Annotated in this window: 14 protein-coding genes and 1 pseudogene; 8 read left to right on the top strand and 7 right to left on the bottom strand. The window is 59.8% G+C overall.

Going from position 1 to position 16,349, the window contains the following annotated elements; translation table 11 throughout:
• Window positions 1-1,071: exodeoxyribonuclease I (gene sbcB, locus PMI21_RS27070; RefSeq protein ID WP_007933317.1), on the top strand; the 1,071-nt coding region annotated here is incomplete at its 5' end.
• Window positions 1,072-1,169: 98 nt separating this feature from the next.
• Here sbcB and mvaT read toward each other — a convergent pair.
• Window positions 1,170-1,547: a histone-like nucleoid-structuring protein MvaT gene (gene mvaT / locus PMI21_RS27075; RefSeq protein WP_007933316.1), complete on the bottom strand. Its 378-nt coding sequence runs from the start codon at window positions 1,545-1,547 to the stop codon at window positions 1,170-1,172.
• A 327-nt stretch (window positions 1,548-1,874) separates the two neighbouring features.
• Here mvaT and purU point away from each other — a divergent pair, with 327 nt between their 5' ends.
• Together purU and PMI21_RS29400 are read left to right on the top strand one after the other, a co-directional pair.
• A complete protein-coding gene (purU, locus tag PMI21_RS27080; RefSeq protein ID WP_007933315.1) occupies window positions 1,875-2,723 on the top strand; it encodes a formyltetrahydrofolate deformylase in 849 nt (282 codons plus the stop codon).
• 75 nt (window positions 2,724-2,798) lie between these two features.
• Window positions 2,799-2,981: a hypothetical protein gene (locus PMI21_RS29400; RefSeq protein ID WP_157214282.1), complete on the top strand. Its 183-nt coding sequence runs from the start codon at window positions 2,799-2,801 to the stop codon at window positions 2,979-2,981.
• A 9-nt stretch (window positions 2,982-2,990) separates the two neighbouring features.
• Here the strand turns inward: PMI21_RS29400 and PMI21_RS27085 are convergent, their stop codons facing one another.
• The 5 genes and pseudogenes from PMI21_RS27085 to PMI21_RS30080 form a co-directional block, all read right to left on the bottom strand.
• On the bottom strand, window positions 2,991-3,986 hold the full coding sequence (locus PMI21_RS27085) for a lysylphosphatidylglycerol synthase transmembrane domain-containing protein (RefSeq protein WP_007933313.1): 996 nt from the start codon (window positions 3,984-3,986) through the stop codon (window positions 2,991-2,993).
• Window positions 3,983-4,759, bottom strand: coding sequence for a DUF2334 domain-containing protein (locus tag PMI21_RS27090; protein WP_007933312.1), 777 nt, complete (start codon window positions 4,757-4,759; stop codon window positions 3,983-3,985). Before PMI21_RS27090 ends, PMI21_RS27085 begins: the two co-directional genes overlap by 4 nt.
• Complete coding sequence (locus tag PMI21_RS27095) at window positions 4,752-5,873, bottom strand: glycosyltransferase family 4 protein (RefSeq protein WP_007933311.1); 1,122 nt, start codon at window positions 5,871-5,873, stop codon at window positions 4,752-4,754. Before PMI21_RS27095 ends, PMI21_RS27090 begins: the two co-directional genes overlap by 8 nt.
• Before the next feature lie 260 nt (window positions 5,874-6,133).
• Complete coding sequence (locus PMI21_RS30085; RefSeq protein ID WP_443200751.1) at window positions 6,134-6,898, bottom strand: methyl-accepting chemotaxis protein; 765 nt, start codon at window positions 6,896-6,898, stop codon at window positions 6,134-6,136.
• Window positions 6,899-6,991: 93 nt separating this feature from the next.
• Window positions 6,992-8,023, bottom strand: a pseudogene (locus PMI21_RS30080) (HAMP domain-containing protein); the annotation flags it as partial.
• Between the two features lie 174 nt (window positions 8,024-8,197).
• On the opposite strand from PMI21_RS30080, the gene PMI21_RS27105 reads away from it, so the two are divergent.
• Window positions 8,198-9,685 (top strand): helicase HerA-like domain-containing protein, encoded by a 1,488-nt coding sequence (locus PMI21_RS27105; RefSeq protein WP_007933307.1) that lies wholly within the window; start codon window positions 8,198-8,200, stop codon window positions 9,683-9,685.
• A 52-nt stretch (window positions 9,686-9,737) separates the two neighbouring features.
• Here PMI21_RS27105 and PMI21_RS27110 read toward each other — a convergent pair whose 3' ends face one another.
• A complete protein-coding gene (locus PMI21_RS27110) occupies window positions 9,738-10,193 on the bottom strand; it encodes a DUF721 domain-containing protein (protein WP_007933304.1) in 456 nt (151 codons plus the stop codon).
• 307 nt (window positions 10,194-10,500) lie between these two features.
• Here PMI21_RS27110 and secA point away from each other — a divergent pair, with 307 nt between their 5' ends.
• From secA to PMI21_RS27130, 4 genes are all read left to right on the top strand, one after another.
• Window positions 10,501-13,236, top strand: a complete 2,736-nt coding sequence (secA, locus tag PMI21_RS27115; protein WP_033063773.1) for a preprotein translocase subunit SecA — start codon at window positions 10,501-10,503, stop codon at window positions 13,234-13,236.
• A gap of 121 nt (window positions 13,237-13,357) precedes the next feature.
• Entirely contained in the window at window positions 13,358-14,575 is a 1,218-nt protein-coding gene (argJ, locus tag PMI21_RS27120) for a bifunctional glutamate N-acetyltransferase/amino-acid acetyltransferase ArgJ (protein WP_007933300.1), read from the top strand.
• A gap of 116 nt (window positions 14,576-14,691) precedes the next feature.
• Window positions 14,692-15,324 carry a glutathione S-transferase family protein gene (locus PMI21_RS27125; protein ID WP_007933297.1) on the top strand — a complete coding sequence of 211 codons (633 nt, stop codon included), beginning with the start codon at window positions 14,692-14,694 and terminating at the stop codon, window positions 15,322-15,324.
• On the top strand, window positions 15,321-16,265 hold the full coding sequence (locus PMI21_RS27130; protein WP_007933295.1) for a Nudix family hydrolase: 945 nt from the start codon (window positions 15,321-15,323) through the stop codon (window positions 16,263-16,265). Before PMI21_RS27125 ends, PMI21_RS27130 begins: the two co-directional genes overlap by 4 nt.
• The last annotated feature ends 84 nt before the right edge of the window (window positions 16,266-16,349 follow it).

Here is a 16,349-nt window from a genome sequence, read left to right as displayed (position 1 = left end):
TGGCAGGGCGGCAACAGCCGCTGGGACCTGATCGACATCGTGCGTGCGGCTTATGCGTTGCGTCCCGATGGCTTCGTCTGGCCCACGGATGACGAAGGGCGGGTGACGCTCAAGCTCGAACGCCTGACCGCCGCCAACGGCATCGATCACGGAAATGCGCACGAGGCGCTGTCGGATGTTCGCGCCACCATCGCCCTGGCGCGTCTGATTCGCGAAAAACAGCCGAAGTTGTATGACTGGCTGTTTCAGTTGCGCAGTAAACAAAAGGTGATGGACCAGATTCGGCTGTTGCAGCCGATGGTGCACATTTCCGGACGCTTTTCGGCGGCCCGCCATTATGTCGGCGTAGTACTGCCACTGGCCTGGCATCCACGCAATCGCAACGCGCTGATTGTCTGTGACCTGCACCTGGACCCTCAGGGGCTGCTCGATCTGGATACCGAAGCCTTGCGTCAGCGGCTTTATACCCGCCGTGACGATCTGGCCGAAGGCGAACTGCCGGTGCCGCTCAAGCTCATACACATCAACAAGTGCCCGGTCGTGGCACCGTTATCGGTACTTCGTCCCGAAGATCAGCAACGTTTGGGGCTGGACATGGCGCTCTATCAGGAACGGGCGCTGCGGCTAAGTGCCGCACAACAACTTTGGCAAGATAAAGTGTCGGGAATTTATGCCCGCGAGGATTTCGCCGCGAGCCTGGACCCCGAGCAACAGTTATACGATGGTTTTATCGGCGATCGGGATCGGCGTCTATGTGAGCAAGTCAGAGCCGCCGACCCTGCGCAATTAGCACAAGAGCAGTGGCCTTTCGATGATGAACGCTTGCCCGAATTATTGTTTCGTTATCGCGCACGCAACTTTCCCGATACGTTGAGCCTGGAAGAGCAAGAGCGCTGGCGAATATTCTGTCAGCAACGTTTGTCCGTGCCGGAGTGGGGCGCTCCCAATACGCTGGAAAGTTTTCTGACAGCTGCCGCCCAATTGACGATTAGTCCTACATCGTTTCAGCAAGAGGTTCTGGATGAATGGCAGATTCATGTCCAGGCATTACGCAAACGTTTGAATCTTTGAAAACGAAAATGACTTGCAATTGAATTCCGGGCATAAAAAAACGCCAGCATTTGCTGGCGTTCCTTTGGTCGCGGATCAGTCTGCGACGCGCTTGCGGCTTAGCCCAGCAGGGTAGCCCAGCCTTCAACCACGTCACCGCCCCACTTGGCTTTCCACTCTTTCAGAGTTTTGTGGTTGCCACCTTTGGTTTCGATGACTTCGCCGTTGTGCGGGTTTTTGTATTGTTTAACTTTGCGAGCACGCTTGGTGCCAGTAGTTTTTACTGCGCCGCCACGTGGAGCCTTGGTTTTGGACTCTGGATCCAATAGGGCAATGATGTCACGCAGGGATTTGGAGTATTCGCCCATCAGGGTGCGCAATTTGCCTTCGAATTCCAGCTCGGTTTGCAGTTTGTCGTCTTGGGACAGGTTCTTCAAACGGGCTTGCAGCTCTTTGATAGCTTCTTCGGTGGCGCGATATTCGTTGATCAAGGACATGAGGACTACCTTATGTTGGCGCTGGATGACAGGGTGACAGTGCGACAATAATAGTCAGGGTGTTTCATCAAGTAAACATTTAACCGAAGTTTTACTTAAATTAGTAGCGGTGAATAGGACACACATTGGAGAGACAGTTAAATAGCGTCACAAATATTCACAGTTAACCTCTTGAAGACTGGCTACTAGAGCACCATGCAGTGGCGTATGGCACCGCCGGAACCTGTACCGCTGACCGCAATCAGCGGCCGCGCGTCATCAATACTGCAGTTTTGCTGCGCAATCGCTAGAATGGCGGCCTTTGCGAAGTTCTGGAGTTTCCCCCTCATGCGCACTTTTCGGCTGGTGATTGCTTGCCCGGACCGCGTCGGCATCGTTGCTAAAGTCAGTAACTTTCTGGCGTCACATAACGGCTGGATCACTGAAGCGAGCCATCACTCGGACAATCTCAGTGGCTGGTTCTTCATGCGTCACGAAATTCGTGCCGATTCGCTGCCTTTCGGTATCGAAGCCTTTCGCGAAGCGTTTGCACCGATTGCCCAAGAGTTCTCGATGGACTGGCGCATCACCGACACCGAGCAGAAGAAGCGCGTGGTGTTGATGGCCAGCCGTGAGTCCCATTGCCTGGCTGACTTGTTGCACCGTTGGCACAGCGACGAACTGGACTGCGAAATCGCCTGCGTGATTTCCAACCATGACGATCTGCGCAGCATGGTCGAGTGGCACGGTATTCCTTACTACCATGTACCGGTCAACCCGCAGAACAAGGAACCGGCTTTCGCCGAAGTCTCGCGCCTGGTCAAACAGCACGACGCCGAAGTGGTGGTACTCGCCCGTTACATGCAGATTCTGCCGCCCGACTTGTGCAGCGAATATGCCCACAAAGTCATCAACATTCACCACAGCTTCCTGCCGTCGTTCGTTGGCGCCAAGCCGTATCATCAGGCTTCGATGCGCGGTGTGAAGTTGATCGGTGCCACTTGTCACTATGTAACCGAAGAGCTGGACGCCGGTCCGATCATCGAGCAAGACGTGGTGCGTGTCAGCCACAGCGACAGCATTGAAGACATGGTGCGCTTCGGCCGTGACGTCGAGAAAATGGTGCTGGCCCGTGGTCTGCGTTATCACCTGGAAGACCGGGTGTTGGTGCACGGCAACAAAACCGTCGTGTTCTGACAGCCATACGGTTGAAATCCGAAGGGCCTGGGCGTTCAATCGCTTCAGGCCCTTCGCCGTTTCTGCACTGAGGACATGACCATGGCCGATCCGCTGGACAAAGCCGTTTCCAAGGCGCCCGCCACATTGGGTGAGGGCTGTTTGAGCCGCTACGACCCGGATGACCTGAGCCCCGAAGACGGCACGGAGTTTCCCGGCGCCGCCGAGTTGTGGGAGCAGTTGCAGGACGATTCCGACGATTCAGCCGGGGGTGCCTGAAAAGTTCGTTCAAGCTTGCTTGAACTTCATCAACTTCTTCAGCAATGGCCGCCCGAGCATCAGCAAAAACACTGGGCCACCGACCACCAGATAGAAGTAATAGGTCACTGTCCGCCAGATCAGAATCGCCGCCGCCGCGGTGGATTTCCCCACCATGGGCGCCAGCAGCGCCGCCGACGTCAATTCCGCCGCCCCGGCACCGCCCGGCAACAGGCTGAATTGCCCCGCACTCAATGACAGCATCTGGATCAGAAAGCACCAGGCCCACTGCAAATCCACGCCCAGCCCGCGCAACGCCAGATACATCACGCTATACCGCAAGGCCCAATGCAGGCAGGTCAGGGCAAACACCGTGATCAACGTCTGAAAGGGTAACTTCAGTGTGTCAGTGAACGCCGCCAGGAAGTGCAGGAGCTTTCGTGCCCAGCGAAGCCGAGTGGCTTCTTTGACATTGAGGCGGGCGAGCAACCGACCGCTCAGGCGAATCAGCGTACGGTGGTAGCGAGCCACCACCGCGCAACTGAACAACCCGCTGAACATCGAGATGGCGCTGACGGTCAGTAGCCACTCCATGCGCTGACTGAGGTGCTGGAACAGTGCATAAATCAGAATCCCGCACAGTGCGCAGAGAAAAAACAGCAAGTCGCTCAACTGGTCCATGGCGAACACGGCGCTGCCCCTGGCTGGCCGCACGCCATGGCGCGCCAACAGGGCCATGATGGTCAGCGGTCCGCCGCTGCCGCCGGGGGTGGCGCAGTAGGCAAATTCGGCGGACATCACCACCCCGAGGCTTTTGAGGCGGCTCACCTTGTCACGCTGATCGCCCAGCAACAGGCGCAAGCGCAGGGTGTTAAGCATCCAGCACAACAGGATCATGCCGAACATGATCAGCAGCCATTCCAGCGGGAAGCGTTGCAGCCGTGACCATGTCTCGCCGCCGCCCAGCAACGACGGGATGAGCACTGCAGCGAGCAGGGCGACGACCAGCAGAATCCCGCGGCTCATGCGGCGCGACCAATGAGGTCGCGTTGCTGTGCCAGCCAGTTGGCCTTGGTCATCGGCACACGGCCCTCGTCGAGCAAGCGCTTGAGGAGTTGCAGCCAATAATGACGCGAGAACTCATGGCGCATGTCCACCGGGTGCAGGCCGAGGCGAATTACCGGCGCCTGGTGCCAGCGCTGTTCGCGCTGATTGCTGACGATTTTCGACAGACCACGGCGCCAGGCACTGCGCGCGCTCCAGACCAGGCCTGGGGCATCGAACGCGGTGAAATCCGGCAGACGATACAGATGCTGCGAGTCGCTGGTGTAGCGCAGCGGCAACTGGCGCAACGCCTGACGGGTGCCCTCGCTCATCAGCCAGGCCGGGGCGACGAAGCCTTGGAGCGGCCAGTCGTAGCGATGGAACATTTCGATTCCGGCGTGCAGGCGGGCGAGGGCGGCTTCCAGAGGCAGGTCGTAGAACTCGCCTTCGTGGGTGTAGATCCGGCGCATGAACCAGTCTCGGGGAGTGGTGGGAATCGGCCCTTCATCGCAATGGTAGTAACCGTGCAGTGCCAGTTCGTCGCCGCGAGCGACACGACGGCTCAGCACACGACGAAATGCCGGATAGGCGTCCAGTTCGTTATGTTTATGGAAGTTCGGCACCACCAACCAGGTCATCGGCACTTCAGCCAGCGCGTCGACGGCGTCGACGAAGGCCTGGTAATCGGGCCAGGTTTGCGGCGCAACGTCGTGCAGCACCAACAACAGACTGGGTGGGTTCATGGGCTCAGCCATTGGCGATCAGCGGCCATTGAGTGCCGAGTACGGCGTGATAGTGCCCCAACAGGCTGTCGACCACCGCGTCCCAGGCGTAATGCCGCTCGACATGCCGGCGGGCCTGTTTGCCCAACGCGGCGCTGCCTTGGCTGAACAGCTCGCGAACGGCATTGGCCATCGCCACTGGATTGTTCGGCGCGCAGAGCAGGCCGCATTGATCGGTGACAATCTCCTGAAAAGCCCCGGCCGCCACAGCCACCACCGGAATACCACTGGCCATGGCTTCGAGGACCACCAGGCCAAAGGTTTCCTGATCGCCGGCATGCACCAGCGCATCGGCACTGGCCATCAGGCGCGCGATTTGCGCTACCGGGCAGAATTCATCGAGGACCGTGACATTGCGCGGCACCAGGGTCGGCATCGACGAGCCCACCAGCAGCAAGTGGTAGCGACGACCCAGGCGTTTCATGCAGTTGAGCAGCACCGGCAGGTTTTTTTCCTTGGAACCACGGCCGGCGAAGATCAGCAGGTGAGTATTTTCATCGATGCCCAATTCGGCCCGCAGGTCTGGATCCCATGCATTGGGATTGAACGTTTGCAGGTCGACGCCCAGGGGTTGTACGAAAACGTTCTTCACCCCCAGCCCGATCAGTTTGTCGGCCATGATATGGCTTGGCGCCAGAACCCGGTCGAAGTTGCCGTAGAGCTTGCTGACATACGCTTCGACATTGGGTGTAACCCAATTGCCCATGCGATTGCTGACCAGCATCGGCAGGTCGGAGTGATAAAAACCGATTACCGGCACATCGAGTTGCCGCTTGGCGTCCAAAGCCGCCCAGGCAGTCAGGTAAGGGTCGCCGACTTCGATCAAGTCAGGCTGTAAATCCTGCAGAACATTGCGCCACGGCGCGAGACGGAGGGGGAAACGATAACCCTTGCCGAAAGGCAGGGCCGGGGCCGGAACCGTGTAAACGCCATCCTGTTCACTCAAGTGAGCCCCGGGGATCAACAGGCTGTGACAAATGCCCGGCTTGCTGCCCAGGCGACGGTGCTTGGCATCCAGATACGTGCGCACGCCACCGCTGGCAGGGGCGTAGAACATGGTTATGTCAGCGATATGCACGATGAACATCCCTCCGGGTCCGTTGTTCTCCCTTTGGTTGACCTATATGAAGGATAGATGTTCGGTTGGGGTTTTGCGGCGAAGCCAAGGGCTTTGGACAGTTGTGTGGCGAGGGAGCTTGTCGGAACGCCGCACCGTCCCGCTCGGCTGCGAAGCAGTCGTAAAATCAGCCGGTGTGTTCAATCTGGCACACCTTCAATCCCGATTTTGGGGTCGCTTCGCGACCCAGCGGGAGCAAGCTCCCTCGCCACAGTGTCGGTGATCAGACACTAAATACGGAAACTACCCACCAACTGCTTCAATCGCGAAGCCTGTTGCTCAAGGTCCGAGCACGCCCGCAAGGTCGATTGCAGGTTTTCCACGCCTTCCTGGTTCAGCGTGTTGATCTCGGTGATGTCGACGTTGATCGACTCGACCACCGCCGTCTGTTCCTCGGTCGCCGTGGCCACCGACTGGTTCATGCTGTCGATTTCGCCGATGCGCAACGTCACGCTGTTCAGACGCTCGCCGGCCAGGTTGGCGATTTCCACGCTGTCCTGGCTGTGGCGCTGGCTGTCGCTCATGGTGCTGACGGATTCGCGCGCGCCGACTTGCAGCTCCTCGATCATGGTCTGCACCTGTTGCGCCGATTCCTGCGTGCGGTGCGCCAGGTTGCGCACCTCGTCGGCCACCACGGCAAAACCGCGCCCGGCTTCACCGGCCCGCGCCGCTTCGATGGCTGCGTTGAGCGCCAGCAGGTTGGTTTGCTGGGAGATGCTGGTGATCACTTCGAGAATCTGCCCGATGTTTACGGTTTTGCTGTTCAGCGATTCGATGTTGGTGCTCGAAGCGCTGAGCATGCTCGACAGCTGATTCATCGCCGCAATGCTGCGATCCACCACTTGCTGGCCGTCTTCGGCCAGGCTGCGGGCATCGCTGGCCTGATTCGACGCTTGGGCTGCGTTACGGGCGATTTCCTGAGCGGCGGCGCCGAGCTGGTTGATGGCCGCGGCGACGCTGCTGGTGCGCGAAGCTTGTTGGTCGGAATTGAACATCGACGAGTTCGAGGCCGCCACCACCCGCAAGGCCACTTCGTTGACCTGGCCGGTGGCCGAGGACACTTCGCGGATCGACGTGTGAATCCGTTCCACGAAACGGTTGAACGCCTTGCCTAGGATGCCGAATTCGTCCTGATTCTGGATGGTCAGGCGTTTGGTCAGGTCGCCTTCGCCGTCGGCGATGTCTTCCATGGCGCGGGTCATGACGTGCAGCGGCTGGATCAGCAGGCGGATCAGCATGCCGAGCAGGGCGATGATGATGGCCACGGCAATCACGGTCGCGATGATCGCCGAAGCGCGGAATTCGCTGAGCCTGGAGAAGGCTTTGTCTTTATCTACTGACAGGCCGATGTACCAGTTGACCGAGGACAGACCCTTGATCGGGGTGAAGGTCACGATGCGGGTTTTGCCGTCAACTTCGATCTCGCTCGGCTTATTACCGATGACGGGTGTGTCTTGTGGGTAGACGTCCTTGAGGTTTTTCATCGCCAGCGCTTTGTCCGGGTGAACCAGGATCTTGCCGTCGGCGCTGACCAGGAACGCATAGCCCATGCCGTCGAAATCCAGCGCGTTGAGGCTGTCGGTGATTACTTGCAGGCTCAGGTCGCCGCCGACCACGCCGATGTTCTGACCGTCCTTGAGGACGCTGTCGACGATGGAAATCACCAACTGGCCAGACGCCAGGTCGATATAAGGTTCGGTCAAGGCAGAACCGCTGGTGCTTTGCGCGCTCTTGTACCAAGGGCGGACGCGAGGGTCATAGCCGTCGGGCAACTTGCTGTCAGGGTGGATGATGAAGGTGCCATCCTTGTTGCCCAGGTAGGCGCCCATGAAGGTCGATGTGACAGCCTTCTGTTCCAGCAGTTTGGCGACGTTATCCGTCTCGGCGTTCAGGGCAACGGTCTGTGACAGGTTTTCGATCAACAGGCTACGACCCGCCAGCCAGGTCTGAATGTTTTTGGCGGTGACGTTACCCATTTCTTTCAGGTAGTTGTCCAGGTCGCGGCGTATCGCATTACGCTGCAAATAGTCGTTGTACAGCGTGAACGAGGCGAATGCGGCGATTACGATCAGGGCGGCGGCAAGCAGTATTTTATGGCTGAAGCGCAGGTTTTTGTTCATGGCTTGTGGTTCCGCTAAGGTCTTAATGTCCAGGGCGTGCTTTTATAAAGGCACGCAAAATGGGCAGTGTTGAAATCAAGCTGATATTTCCGTCCTCTCCTTAGGGGGATTACCGACGCTTTTCAGTCTTTTTTATCGGCCGTGAAGGATCAAAGATTAACCATTGGTGACAAAATGCCTGACTCATCGCAACTCGTTATCGGCGCTGACCTCGCGGGCCAGCCAATCGCCCAGGCCATGCGCCTGGCGAACCGTCACGGTTTGGTAGCGGGCGCTACCGGGACCGGTAAAACCGTCACGTTGCAGCGCCTGGCCGAAGCGTTCAGCGATGCAGGCGTGGCCGTGTTCGCGGCGGACATCAAAGGCGACTTGTGTGGCCTGGGCGCCGCCGGCAACCCTCAAGGCAAGGTCGCGGAGCGGATCGCCGGCATGCCCTGGCTGAACCATAAGCCTCAGGCGTATCCGGTGACCCTGTGGGACATTCACGGTCAGTCCGGTCATCCATTGCGCACCACCTTGAGCGAAATGGGACCGTTGCTGCTCGGCAGCCTGCTGGAGCTGACCGACAGTCAGCAATCGGCACTTTATGCCGCATTCAAGGTGGCCGACCGCGAAGGGCTGTTGCTGCTGGATCTGAAAGATTTGAAGGCGCTGCTCAATCACCTGCGGGATAACCCCGAATTGCTGGGCGATGACGCGGCGCTGATGACCACCGGTTCCAGCCAGGCACTGCTGCGCCGTTTGGCGACGCTGGAACAGCAGGGCGCTGAGGCATTGTTCGGCGAGCCGGCACTGCAACTGGAAGATATTTTGCAACCGGCGATGGACGGTCGCGGGCGCATCCACTTGCTCGACGCCAGCCGTCTGGTGCACGAAGCGCCGAAGGTCTATGCGACGTTCCTGCTGTGGTTGCTGGCCGAATTGTTCGAGCAACTGCCGGAGCGCGGTGATGCCGAGAAACCGTTGCTGGCGCTGTTTTTCGACGAGGCGCACTTGTTGTTTGCCGGTACGCCCAAGGCGTTGCAGGATCGCCTGGAACAGGTTGTCCGTCTGATCCGTTCGAAAGGCGTGGGCGTGTATTTCGTCACCCAATCGCCGGGCGACTTGCCGGATGATGTGCTGGCTCAGTTGGGCCTGCGTGTTCAGCATGGCTTGCGCGCGTTTACCGCCAAAGAGCAGAAATCCCTGCGTGCAGTGGCCGAGGGCTTCCGGCCGAACCCGGCATTTGACGCCTTGTCGGTGTTGACTGAACTGGGCATCGGCGAGGCGTTGGTCGGCACCTTGCAGGACAAGGGCACGCCGGGGATGGTCCAGCGTGTATTGGTCGCACCGCCGCAATCGCGGATCGGGCCGCTGACCGAGACCGAACGCACCGTGCTGATTGCCGGTTCGCCGTTTAAAGGGCGATATGACAAACCGGTCGATCGCGAATCGGCTTATGAAGTGCTGATGGGACGCAAGGGGTTGGCGCCGGAGCCTGAAACCGCGCCGGGCAAACCTGCACCCGAAGAGCCGAGTTTCACCGAACAGGCCGGGGAATTCCTCGGTACGGCGGCAGGACAGGCGCTTAAATCGGCGATGCGACAGGCGGCAAACCAGTTGGGCCGACAATTGGTGCGCGGGTTGATGGGGTCATTGCTCGGTGGTAGCAAACGCCGCTGACAAGTGGGCAATCAAAATGTGGGAGCGAGCCTGCTCCCGCATGGGTTCTATGTCATGCCTTGGGTTTGGCGTGCGCCGCAAGGCGCTCCAGCGCGGCCCTTAAATTCGGATCGCTGATCCCGTCAGCCGTCGCCTGAATGGTCGCCGCCGCATCCGTCGACAAATCCATGGTATGCCCAGCCGCTCCTTGCTGAACGGTCGGTGGCTGCACCTTGAACAGAATCCGCGTCAGGCTGGCGAACTCGTCGAACAGCTGTAACTGGCGTTGCAGACGCTTTTGCTGGTAGCGCAGGCGGGTGGCCCAGTGGCCGTCGGTGACAATCAGCAATAAACTGCCTTCGCGCCACGACGCCACATGGCAATGCTCGCGGGCGGCCGGTTGCAGCTGGCTTTCCACCAGACGTTGTAAATGACCCAGGCGTTGAGCGTGGCCAAAGATGGCTTTCAGCGGTTTGGCTTCGCGAAGCAGAACGGCGGGTGCTCTGGCCGTGAGAGGGCGAAATGCCATGATCGAACACCTGAAGTAACAGAACGGCCATGGTAACAGAAAGCACCCGCTGACCCCGACCCATTGCTTTACGAGCGCTTTACCCATTAAATCAACGAGTAACTTGTACCCTCGATGGGTTGAAGTTCAGCAAAAAGCCCTTATTTTAAGTGAGCCCCGTCACAGCGCAGTGCATGCATCGTGGAATAACGCCACTTTCCTCACCATCGTTTCCGGGTAGAATGCTCGTTCGCATGCGGCCATGAGGGCTGCACGGGCGACTCACGGGGCCGCCCTCCATCCCTTTAGTGTGGAAGATCCTGCCGATATGTTTGCGCCTTTGTTAAAGAAACTTTTTGGAAGCAAGAACGAGCGTGAAGTCAAACGCATGCTCAAGACGGTGCAGCTCGTCAATGCCTTCGAAGAGCAAATGGTGGCCCTTTCGGACGATCAATTGCGTGCCAAGACCAACGAGTTCAAGGCCCGTCTCGCCAAAGGGGAAACCCTCGACAAGCTGTTGCCAGAAGCCTTTGCGGTCGCCCGCGAAGCCGGTAAGCGCGTCATGGGTATGCGCCACTTCGATGTCCAGCTGATCGGCGGCATGACCTTGCATGAAGGCATGATCGCGGAAATGCGTACCGGTGAAGGCAAGACCCTGGTGGCAACACTGGGTGTTTACCTCAACGCGCTGTCCGGCAAGGGCGTGCACGTTGTGACGGTGAACGACTACCTGGCCCGCCGTGACGCCAACTGGATGCGTCCGCTCTACGAATTCCTCGGCATGACGGTCGGTGTGGTCACCCCGTTCCAGCCGCCGGAAGAGAAGCGCGCCGCTTACGCCGCCGACATCACCTACGGCACCAACAACGAATTCGGTTTCGACTACCTGCGCGACAACATGGCGTTCAGCATGGAAGAAAAATTCCAGCGCGAACTCAATTTTGCCGTGATCGACGAAGTCGACTCCATCCTCATCGACGAAGCCCGTACCCCGCTGATCATCTCCGGTCAGGCCGAGGACAGCTCCAAGCTGTACATCGAGATCAACAAACTGATCCCGCAGCTTGAATTGCACGTCGAAGAAGTCGAAGGCGAAGTCACCAAGGCCGGCCACTACACCGTTGACGAGAAGACCCGTCAGGTCGAACTCAACGAAGCCGGTCACCAGTTCATCGAAGACATGCTCACCCGCATCGGCCTGCTGGCTGAAGGCGAGAGCCTGTACTCGGCGCATAACCTGGGCCTGCTGACTCACGTCTATGCCGGCCTGCGTGCGCACAAACTGTTCAATCGCAACATCGAGTACATCGTGCAGGACGGTCAGGTTGTGCTGGTCGACGAACACACCGGCCGTACCATGCCGGGTCGCCGTTTGTCCGAAGGTCTGCACCAGGCCATCGAAGCCAAGGAAAACCTGAACATCCAGGCCGAGAGCCAGACCCTGGCGTCGACCACGTTCCAGAACTACTTCCGTCTGTACAACAAGCTGTCCGGCATGACCGGTACCGCGGACACCGAAGCGTTCGAATTCCATCAGATCTATGGCCTGCAGGTCATGGTCATCCCGCCGAACAAGCCGTTGGCGCGTAAAGACTACAACGACCTGGTGTTCCTGACCGCTGAAGAGAAATACGCGGCGATCATCGGCGACATCAAGGAGTGCATGGCTCAGGGCCGTCCGGTGCTGGTGGGTACCGCCACCATCGAAACGTCCGAGCACATGTCCGGCCTGCTCCAGAAGGAAGGCATCGAACACAAGGTCCTGAACGCCAAGTTCCACGAAAAAGAAGCCGAAATCATCGCCCAGGCCGGTCGCCCGGGCGCACTGACCATCGCCACCAACATGGCCGGTCGTGGTACCGACATCCTGTTGGGCGGTAACTGGGAAGTGGAAGTGGCTTCGCTGGAAGACCCGACCCCTGAGCAGATTGCGCAGATCAAGGCCGACTGGCAGAAACGTCACCAGCAAGTGCTGGAGTCGGGTGGCTTGCAGGTGATCGCTTCCGAGCGTCACGAATCGCGCCGTATCGACAACCAGTTGCGTGGTCGTGCCGGTCGTCAGGGCGACGCCGGTTCCAGCCGTTTCTACCTGTCGCTGGAAGACAGCCTGATGCGCATCTTCGCCTCTGACCGGGTGAAGAACTTCATGAAGGCGCTGGGCATGCAGTCCGGTGAAGCGATCGAGCACCGCATGGTGACCAACGCCATCGAGAAGGCTCAGCGCAAGGTTGAAGGTCGCAACTTCGACATCCGTAAACAGCTGCTCGAGTTCGACGACGTCAACAACGAACAACGTAAAGTGATCTATCACATGCGTAACAGTTTGTTGGCCGCCGACAACATTGGCGAAACCATCGCCGATTTCCGTCAGGACGTGCTCAACGCAACCGTCAGCGCGCACATTCCGCCACAATCGCTGCCTGAGCAGTGGGACGTGTCCGGTCTGGAAGCGGCGTTGCAGAGCGACTTCGGTGTGGCGCTGCCGATCCAGCAATGGCTCGACGAAGACGACCACCTGTACGAAGAAACCCTGCGCGAGAAGCTGCTGAACGAACTGATCACCGCGTACAACGAGAAAGAAGACCAGGCCGGTGCCGAAGCACTGCGCACCTTCGAGAAGCAAATCGTGCTGCGCGTGCTCGACGACCTGTGGAAAGACCACCTGTCGACCATGGATCACCTGCGTCACGGCATCCACTTGCGTGGTTATGCGCAGAAGAACCCGAAGCAAGAGTACAAGCGCGAGTCCTTCACCTTGTTCTCCGAGCTGCTGGATTCGATCAAGCGCGACTCGATCCGTGTGCTGTCGCACGTTCAGGTGCGCCGCGAAGACCCGATCGAAGAAGAGGCGCGCCTGCGTCAGGAAGCCGAGGCGCTGGCTGCGCGCATGCAGTTCCAGCACGACGAAGCGCCTGGCCTGGAGCAACCGGAAGTGTTGGGTGAAGAGATCGATGTAGCTCTCGCCACCGCACCGGTACGCAACGAGCAGAAGCTGGGCCGCAACGAGCTGTGCTACTGCGGTTCGGGCAAGAAGTTCAAGCATTGCCACGGGCAGATCCAGTAAAACCCGTTTCAAACGCTGAAATACCCGCGCCGCGACCGGCTTATGCCGTCGCGGCGTTTTGCCATTTAAACCACCGTCCATCGCAATGACGGTGCAGACAACATTTTTAAGGAGCGCATTCATGGCTGTTGGTCTTGGTCCTTTGCCAACGTTGCACCCGGTTGCCGGTTTTGAACTCGGTATCGCCTCGGCCGGTATCAAGCGCCCGGGGCGCAAGGATGTCGTGGTCATGCGCTGTGCCGAAGGTTCCACAGTGGCGGGCGTGTTCACCCTGAACGCCTTTTGCGCCGCTCCCGTGATCCTGGCCAAGCAACGCGTGCAAGGCCCGGTACGTTACTTGCTGACCAACACCGGCAATGCCAACGCCGGTACCGGCGAACCTGGCCTGGTGGCCGCTGAGCGCACCTGCGCCAAGCTGGCTGAGCTGACCGGCGTTGATGCCAGCCTGGTGCTGCCGTACTCCACCGGTGTAATCGGCGAACCGCTGCCGGTCGAGAAAATCGAAGGCGCGTTGCAAGCGGCCCTCGATGACCTGTCGGTGAACAACTGGGAAGCCGCCGCCACCGGCATCATGACCACCGACACCCTGCCCAAGGGCGCCAGCCGTCAGTTCCAGCATGACGGCGTGATCATCACCGTCACCGGCATCAGCAAAGGCGCGGGCATGATTCGCCCGAACATGGCGACCATGCTCGGTTACATCGCCACCGACGCCAAAGTCTCCCGAGAGGTGCTGCAAAACCTGTTGCTGGACGGCGCCAACAAGTCGTTCAACCGCATCACCATCGACGGCGACACCTCGACCAACGACTGCTGCATGCTGATCGCCACCGGTCAGGCAGCGCTGCCGGAAATCACCTCCGCCAGTGGTGAACTGTTCGCCAAGCTGAAGCAGGCCGTATTCGAAGTGTGCATGGACGTGGCCCAGGCCATCGTGCGCGACGGCGAAGGCGCGACCAAGTTCGTCACCGTTGAAGTCAACGGCGGCGGCAATCATCAGGAATGCCTGGACGTCGGTTACACCGTGGCCCACTCGCCGCTGATCAAGACTGCGCTGTTCGCCTCCGATCCGAACTGGGGCCGCATCCTGGCCGCCGTGGGCCGTGCCGGTGTGCCAAACCTGGACGTGAGCAAGATCGACGTATTCCTTGGCGAGGTGTGCATCGCCAGCCGTGGCGCGCGCGCTGCCACCTACACCGAAGCCCAGGGCGCGGCGGTGATGCAGCAGGAAGAGATCACCATCCGCATCGAGCTGGGTCGCGGCGATTGCAGCGAAACCATCTGGACCACCGACCTGTCCCACGAATACGTGAAGATCAACGCCGAGTACCGTACGTAAGAAAAAAAGCCTCGCTCCTGTAGGAGCGAGCGGTGCGGCGGTCCGACTTGCCCGCGAAGACGGACCACCAGACGCTAAAAAATCTGGCTTGTACTCTTACCAAAAGGCGCCCGAACATGAGCCTCCACCTGATCATCGGCGACAAACTGCATTCTTCCTGGTCCCTGCGCGCCGCGCTGGCCCTCGACCTGACTGGCGCGTCCTACACCGAAGAACTGATCAAGCTGAACCAGCCGGACACCCGCGCGCGCGTGCTCAAGCATTCGCCGACCGGGAAAGTCCCGCTGCTGAAAAGCGAACACGGCACCATCGCCGATTCGTTGGCGATTGCCGAGTACCTGGCCGAGCAATTCCCCGACGCCGGCCTCTGGCCCAAAGACACCGCCGCCCGTGCCCAGGCACGTTCGGCCTGCGCGCAGATGCACAGCGGTTTCTTCGCCATGCGCGGCAACATGCCGTTCGACCTGAGCCACAATGCGCCGCTGTCGCCGACTCCGCCTGACGTGCAGGCCGAGATCGAGCGCATGCTGGCGTTGTGGGCTGAATGTCGTGCGGCCTCGACTGAAGCCGGCCCGTACCTGTTCGGTGGCGCGACCCTGGCCGATGCGTTTTTCGCACCGATCGCCGTCCGCCTGCGCACCTATCAAGTGAAGCTGCCCGAGGTCGATGCAGACTACGTCGAAACCCTTTACCAATGGCCAGCTTTCAAGGCCTGGCAGAAGGCGGGTCTGGAGGAGGTGGGTCAGTGAAACGAGTACACGTGGCCGCTGCGGTGATCCGCGATAGCAACGGCAAGATCCTCATCGCCCGGCGTGCCGACACTCAGCATCAGGGCGGCTTGTGGGAGTTCCCCGGTGGCAAGGTCGAGGATAACGAATCCGTCGAAACCGCCCTGGCCCGCGAGCTTCACGAAGAGTTGGGCATCGTGGTCAATACCGCGCGACCGATGATAAAGGTTCGCCACGACTACCCGGACAAGCAGGTGTTGCTGGATGTCTGGGAAGTCTCGGCGTTTACCGGCGAACCCCATGGTGCCGAAGGTCAGCCTTTGGCCTGGGTGACCGCGCGGGAGCTGCTGGACTACGAATTTCCGGCCGCCAACCAACCGATCGTCGCTGCAGCACGCTTGCCCGGCGAATACCTGATCACCCCGGACGGTCTGGAAACCCCGGCCTTGCTGCGCGGTATCCAGAAAGCCATCGCTGGCGGCATCAAGCTGATTCAGTTGCGTGCACCCAACGGCTACGACCCGCAATACCGCGATCTGGCGGTGGACGCGGCGGGGCTGTGTGCCGGCAAGGCGCAGTTGATGATCAAGGGGCCGTTTGAATGGCTGGGGGACTTCCCGTCCGCCGGTTGGCATATCACTGCCGCGCAGTTGCGCAAGTACGCGGCGGCCGGCCGACCGCTACCGGCGTCGCGCTGGTTGGCGGCGTCCTGCCACAACGCTGAAGAACTGGCGTTGGCCGAGCAGATGGGCGTGGACTTTGTGACCCTGTCGCCGGTGCAACCGACCCAGACGCACCCGGATGCTCAGCCATTGGGTTGGGAACAGGCGTCGACCCTGATCGAAGGCTTCAGCAAACCGGTGTTTTTGCTGGGTGGTGTTGGCCCGGCAGAGCGGCAGAAAGCCTGGGAGGCGGGGGCGCAGGGTGTGGCGGGGATTCGGGCATTCTGGCCTGAGGCCTAGCACCTGATCGTTCCCACGCTCCGCGTGGGAATTTAGCAAGGGACGCTCCGCGTCCCAAGATCGGACGCAGAGCGTCCGGGGAGG

Source organism: Pseudomonas sp. GM18 (assembly GCF_000282195.1).
Taxonomy (GTDB): Bacteria; Pseudomonadota; Gammaproteobacteria; order Pseudomonadales; family Pseudomonadaceae; genus Aquipseudomonas.
This window is presented reverse-complemented; position numbering and strand designations above follow the sequence as displayed.

Bases quoted from the DNA above. Each gene is read 5' to 3' on its own strand.
- mvaT (WP_007933316.1), bottom strand. From the start codon at position 1,547: ATGTCCTTGATCAACGAATATCGCGCCACCGAAGAAGCTATCAAAGAG.
- purU (WP_007933315.1), top strand. From the start codon at position 1,875: ATGCGCACTTTTCGGCTGGTGATTGCTTGCCCGGACCGCGTCGGCATC.
- PMI21_RS29400 (WP_157214282.1), top strand. From the start codon at position 2,799: ATGACCATGGCCGATCCGCTGGACAAAGCCGTTTCCAAGGCGCCCGCC.
- PMI21_RS27085 (WP_007933313.1), bottom strand. From the start codon at position 3,986: ATGAGCCGCGGGATTCTGCTGGTCGTCGCCCTGCTCGCTGCAGTGCTC.
- PMI21_RS27090 (WP_007933312.1), bottom strand. From the start codon at position 4,759: ATGGCTGAGCCCATGAACCCACCCAGTCTGTTGTTGGTGCTGCACGAC.
- PMI21_RS27095 (WP_007933311.1), bottom strand. From the start codon at position 5,873: ATGTTCATCGTGCATATCGCTGACATAACCATGTTCTACGCCCCTGCC.
- PMI21_RS30085 (WP_443200751.1), bottom strand. From the start codon at position 6,898: ATGTTCAATTCCGACCAACAAGCTTCGCGCACCAGCAGCGTCGCCGCG.
- PMI21_RS27105 (WP_007933307.1), top strand. From the start codon at position 8,198: ATGCCTGACTCATCGCAACTCGTTATCGGCGCTGACCTCGCGGGCCAG.
- PMI21_RS27110 (WP_007933304.1), bottom strand. From the start codon at position 10,193: ATGGCATTTCGCCCTCTCACGGCCAGAGCACCCGCCGTTCTGCTTCGC.
- secA (WP_033063773.1), top strand. From the start codon at position 10,501: ATGTTTGCGCCTTTGTTAAAGAAACTTTTTGGAAGCAAGAACGAGCGT.
- argJ (WP_007933300.1), top strand. From the start codon at position 13,358: ATGGCTGTTGGTCTTGGTCCTTTGCCAACGTTGCACCCGGTTGCCGGT.
- PMI21_RS27125 (WP_007933297.1), top strand. From the start codon at position 14,692: ATGAGCCTCCACCTGATCATCGGCGACAAACTGCATTCTTCCTGGTCC.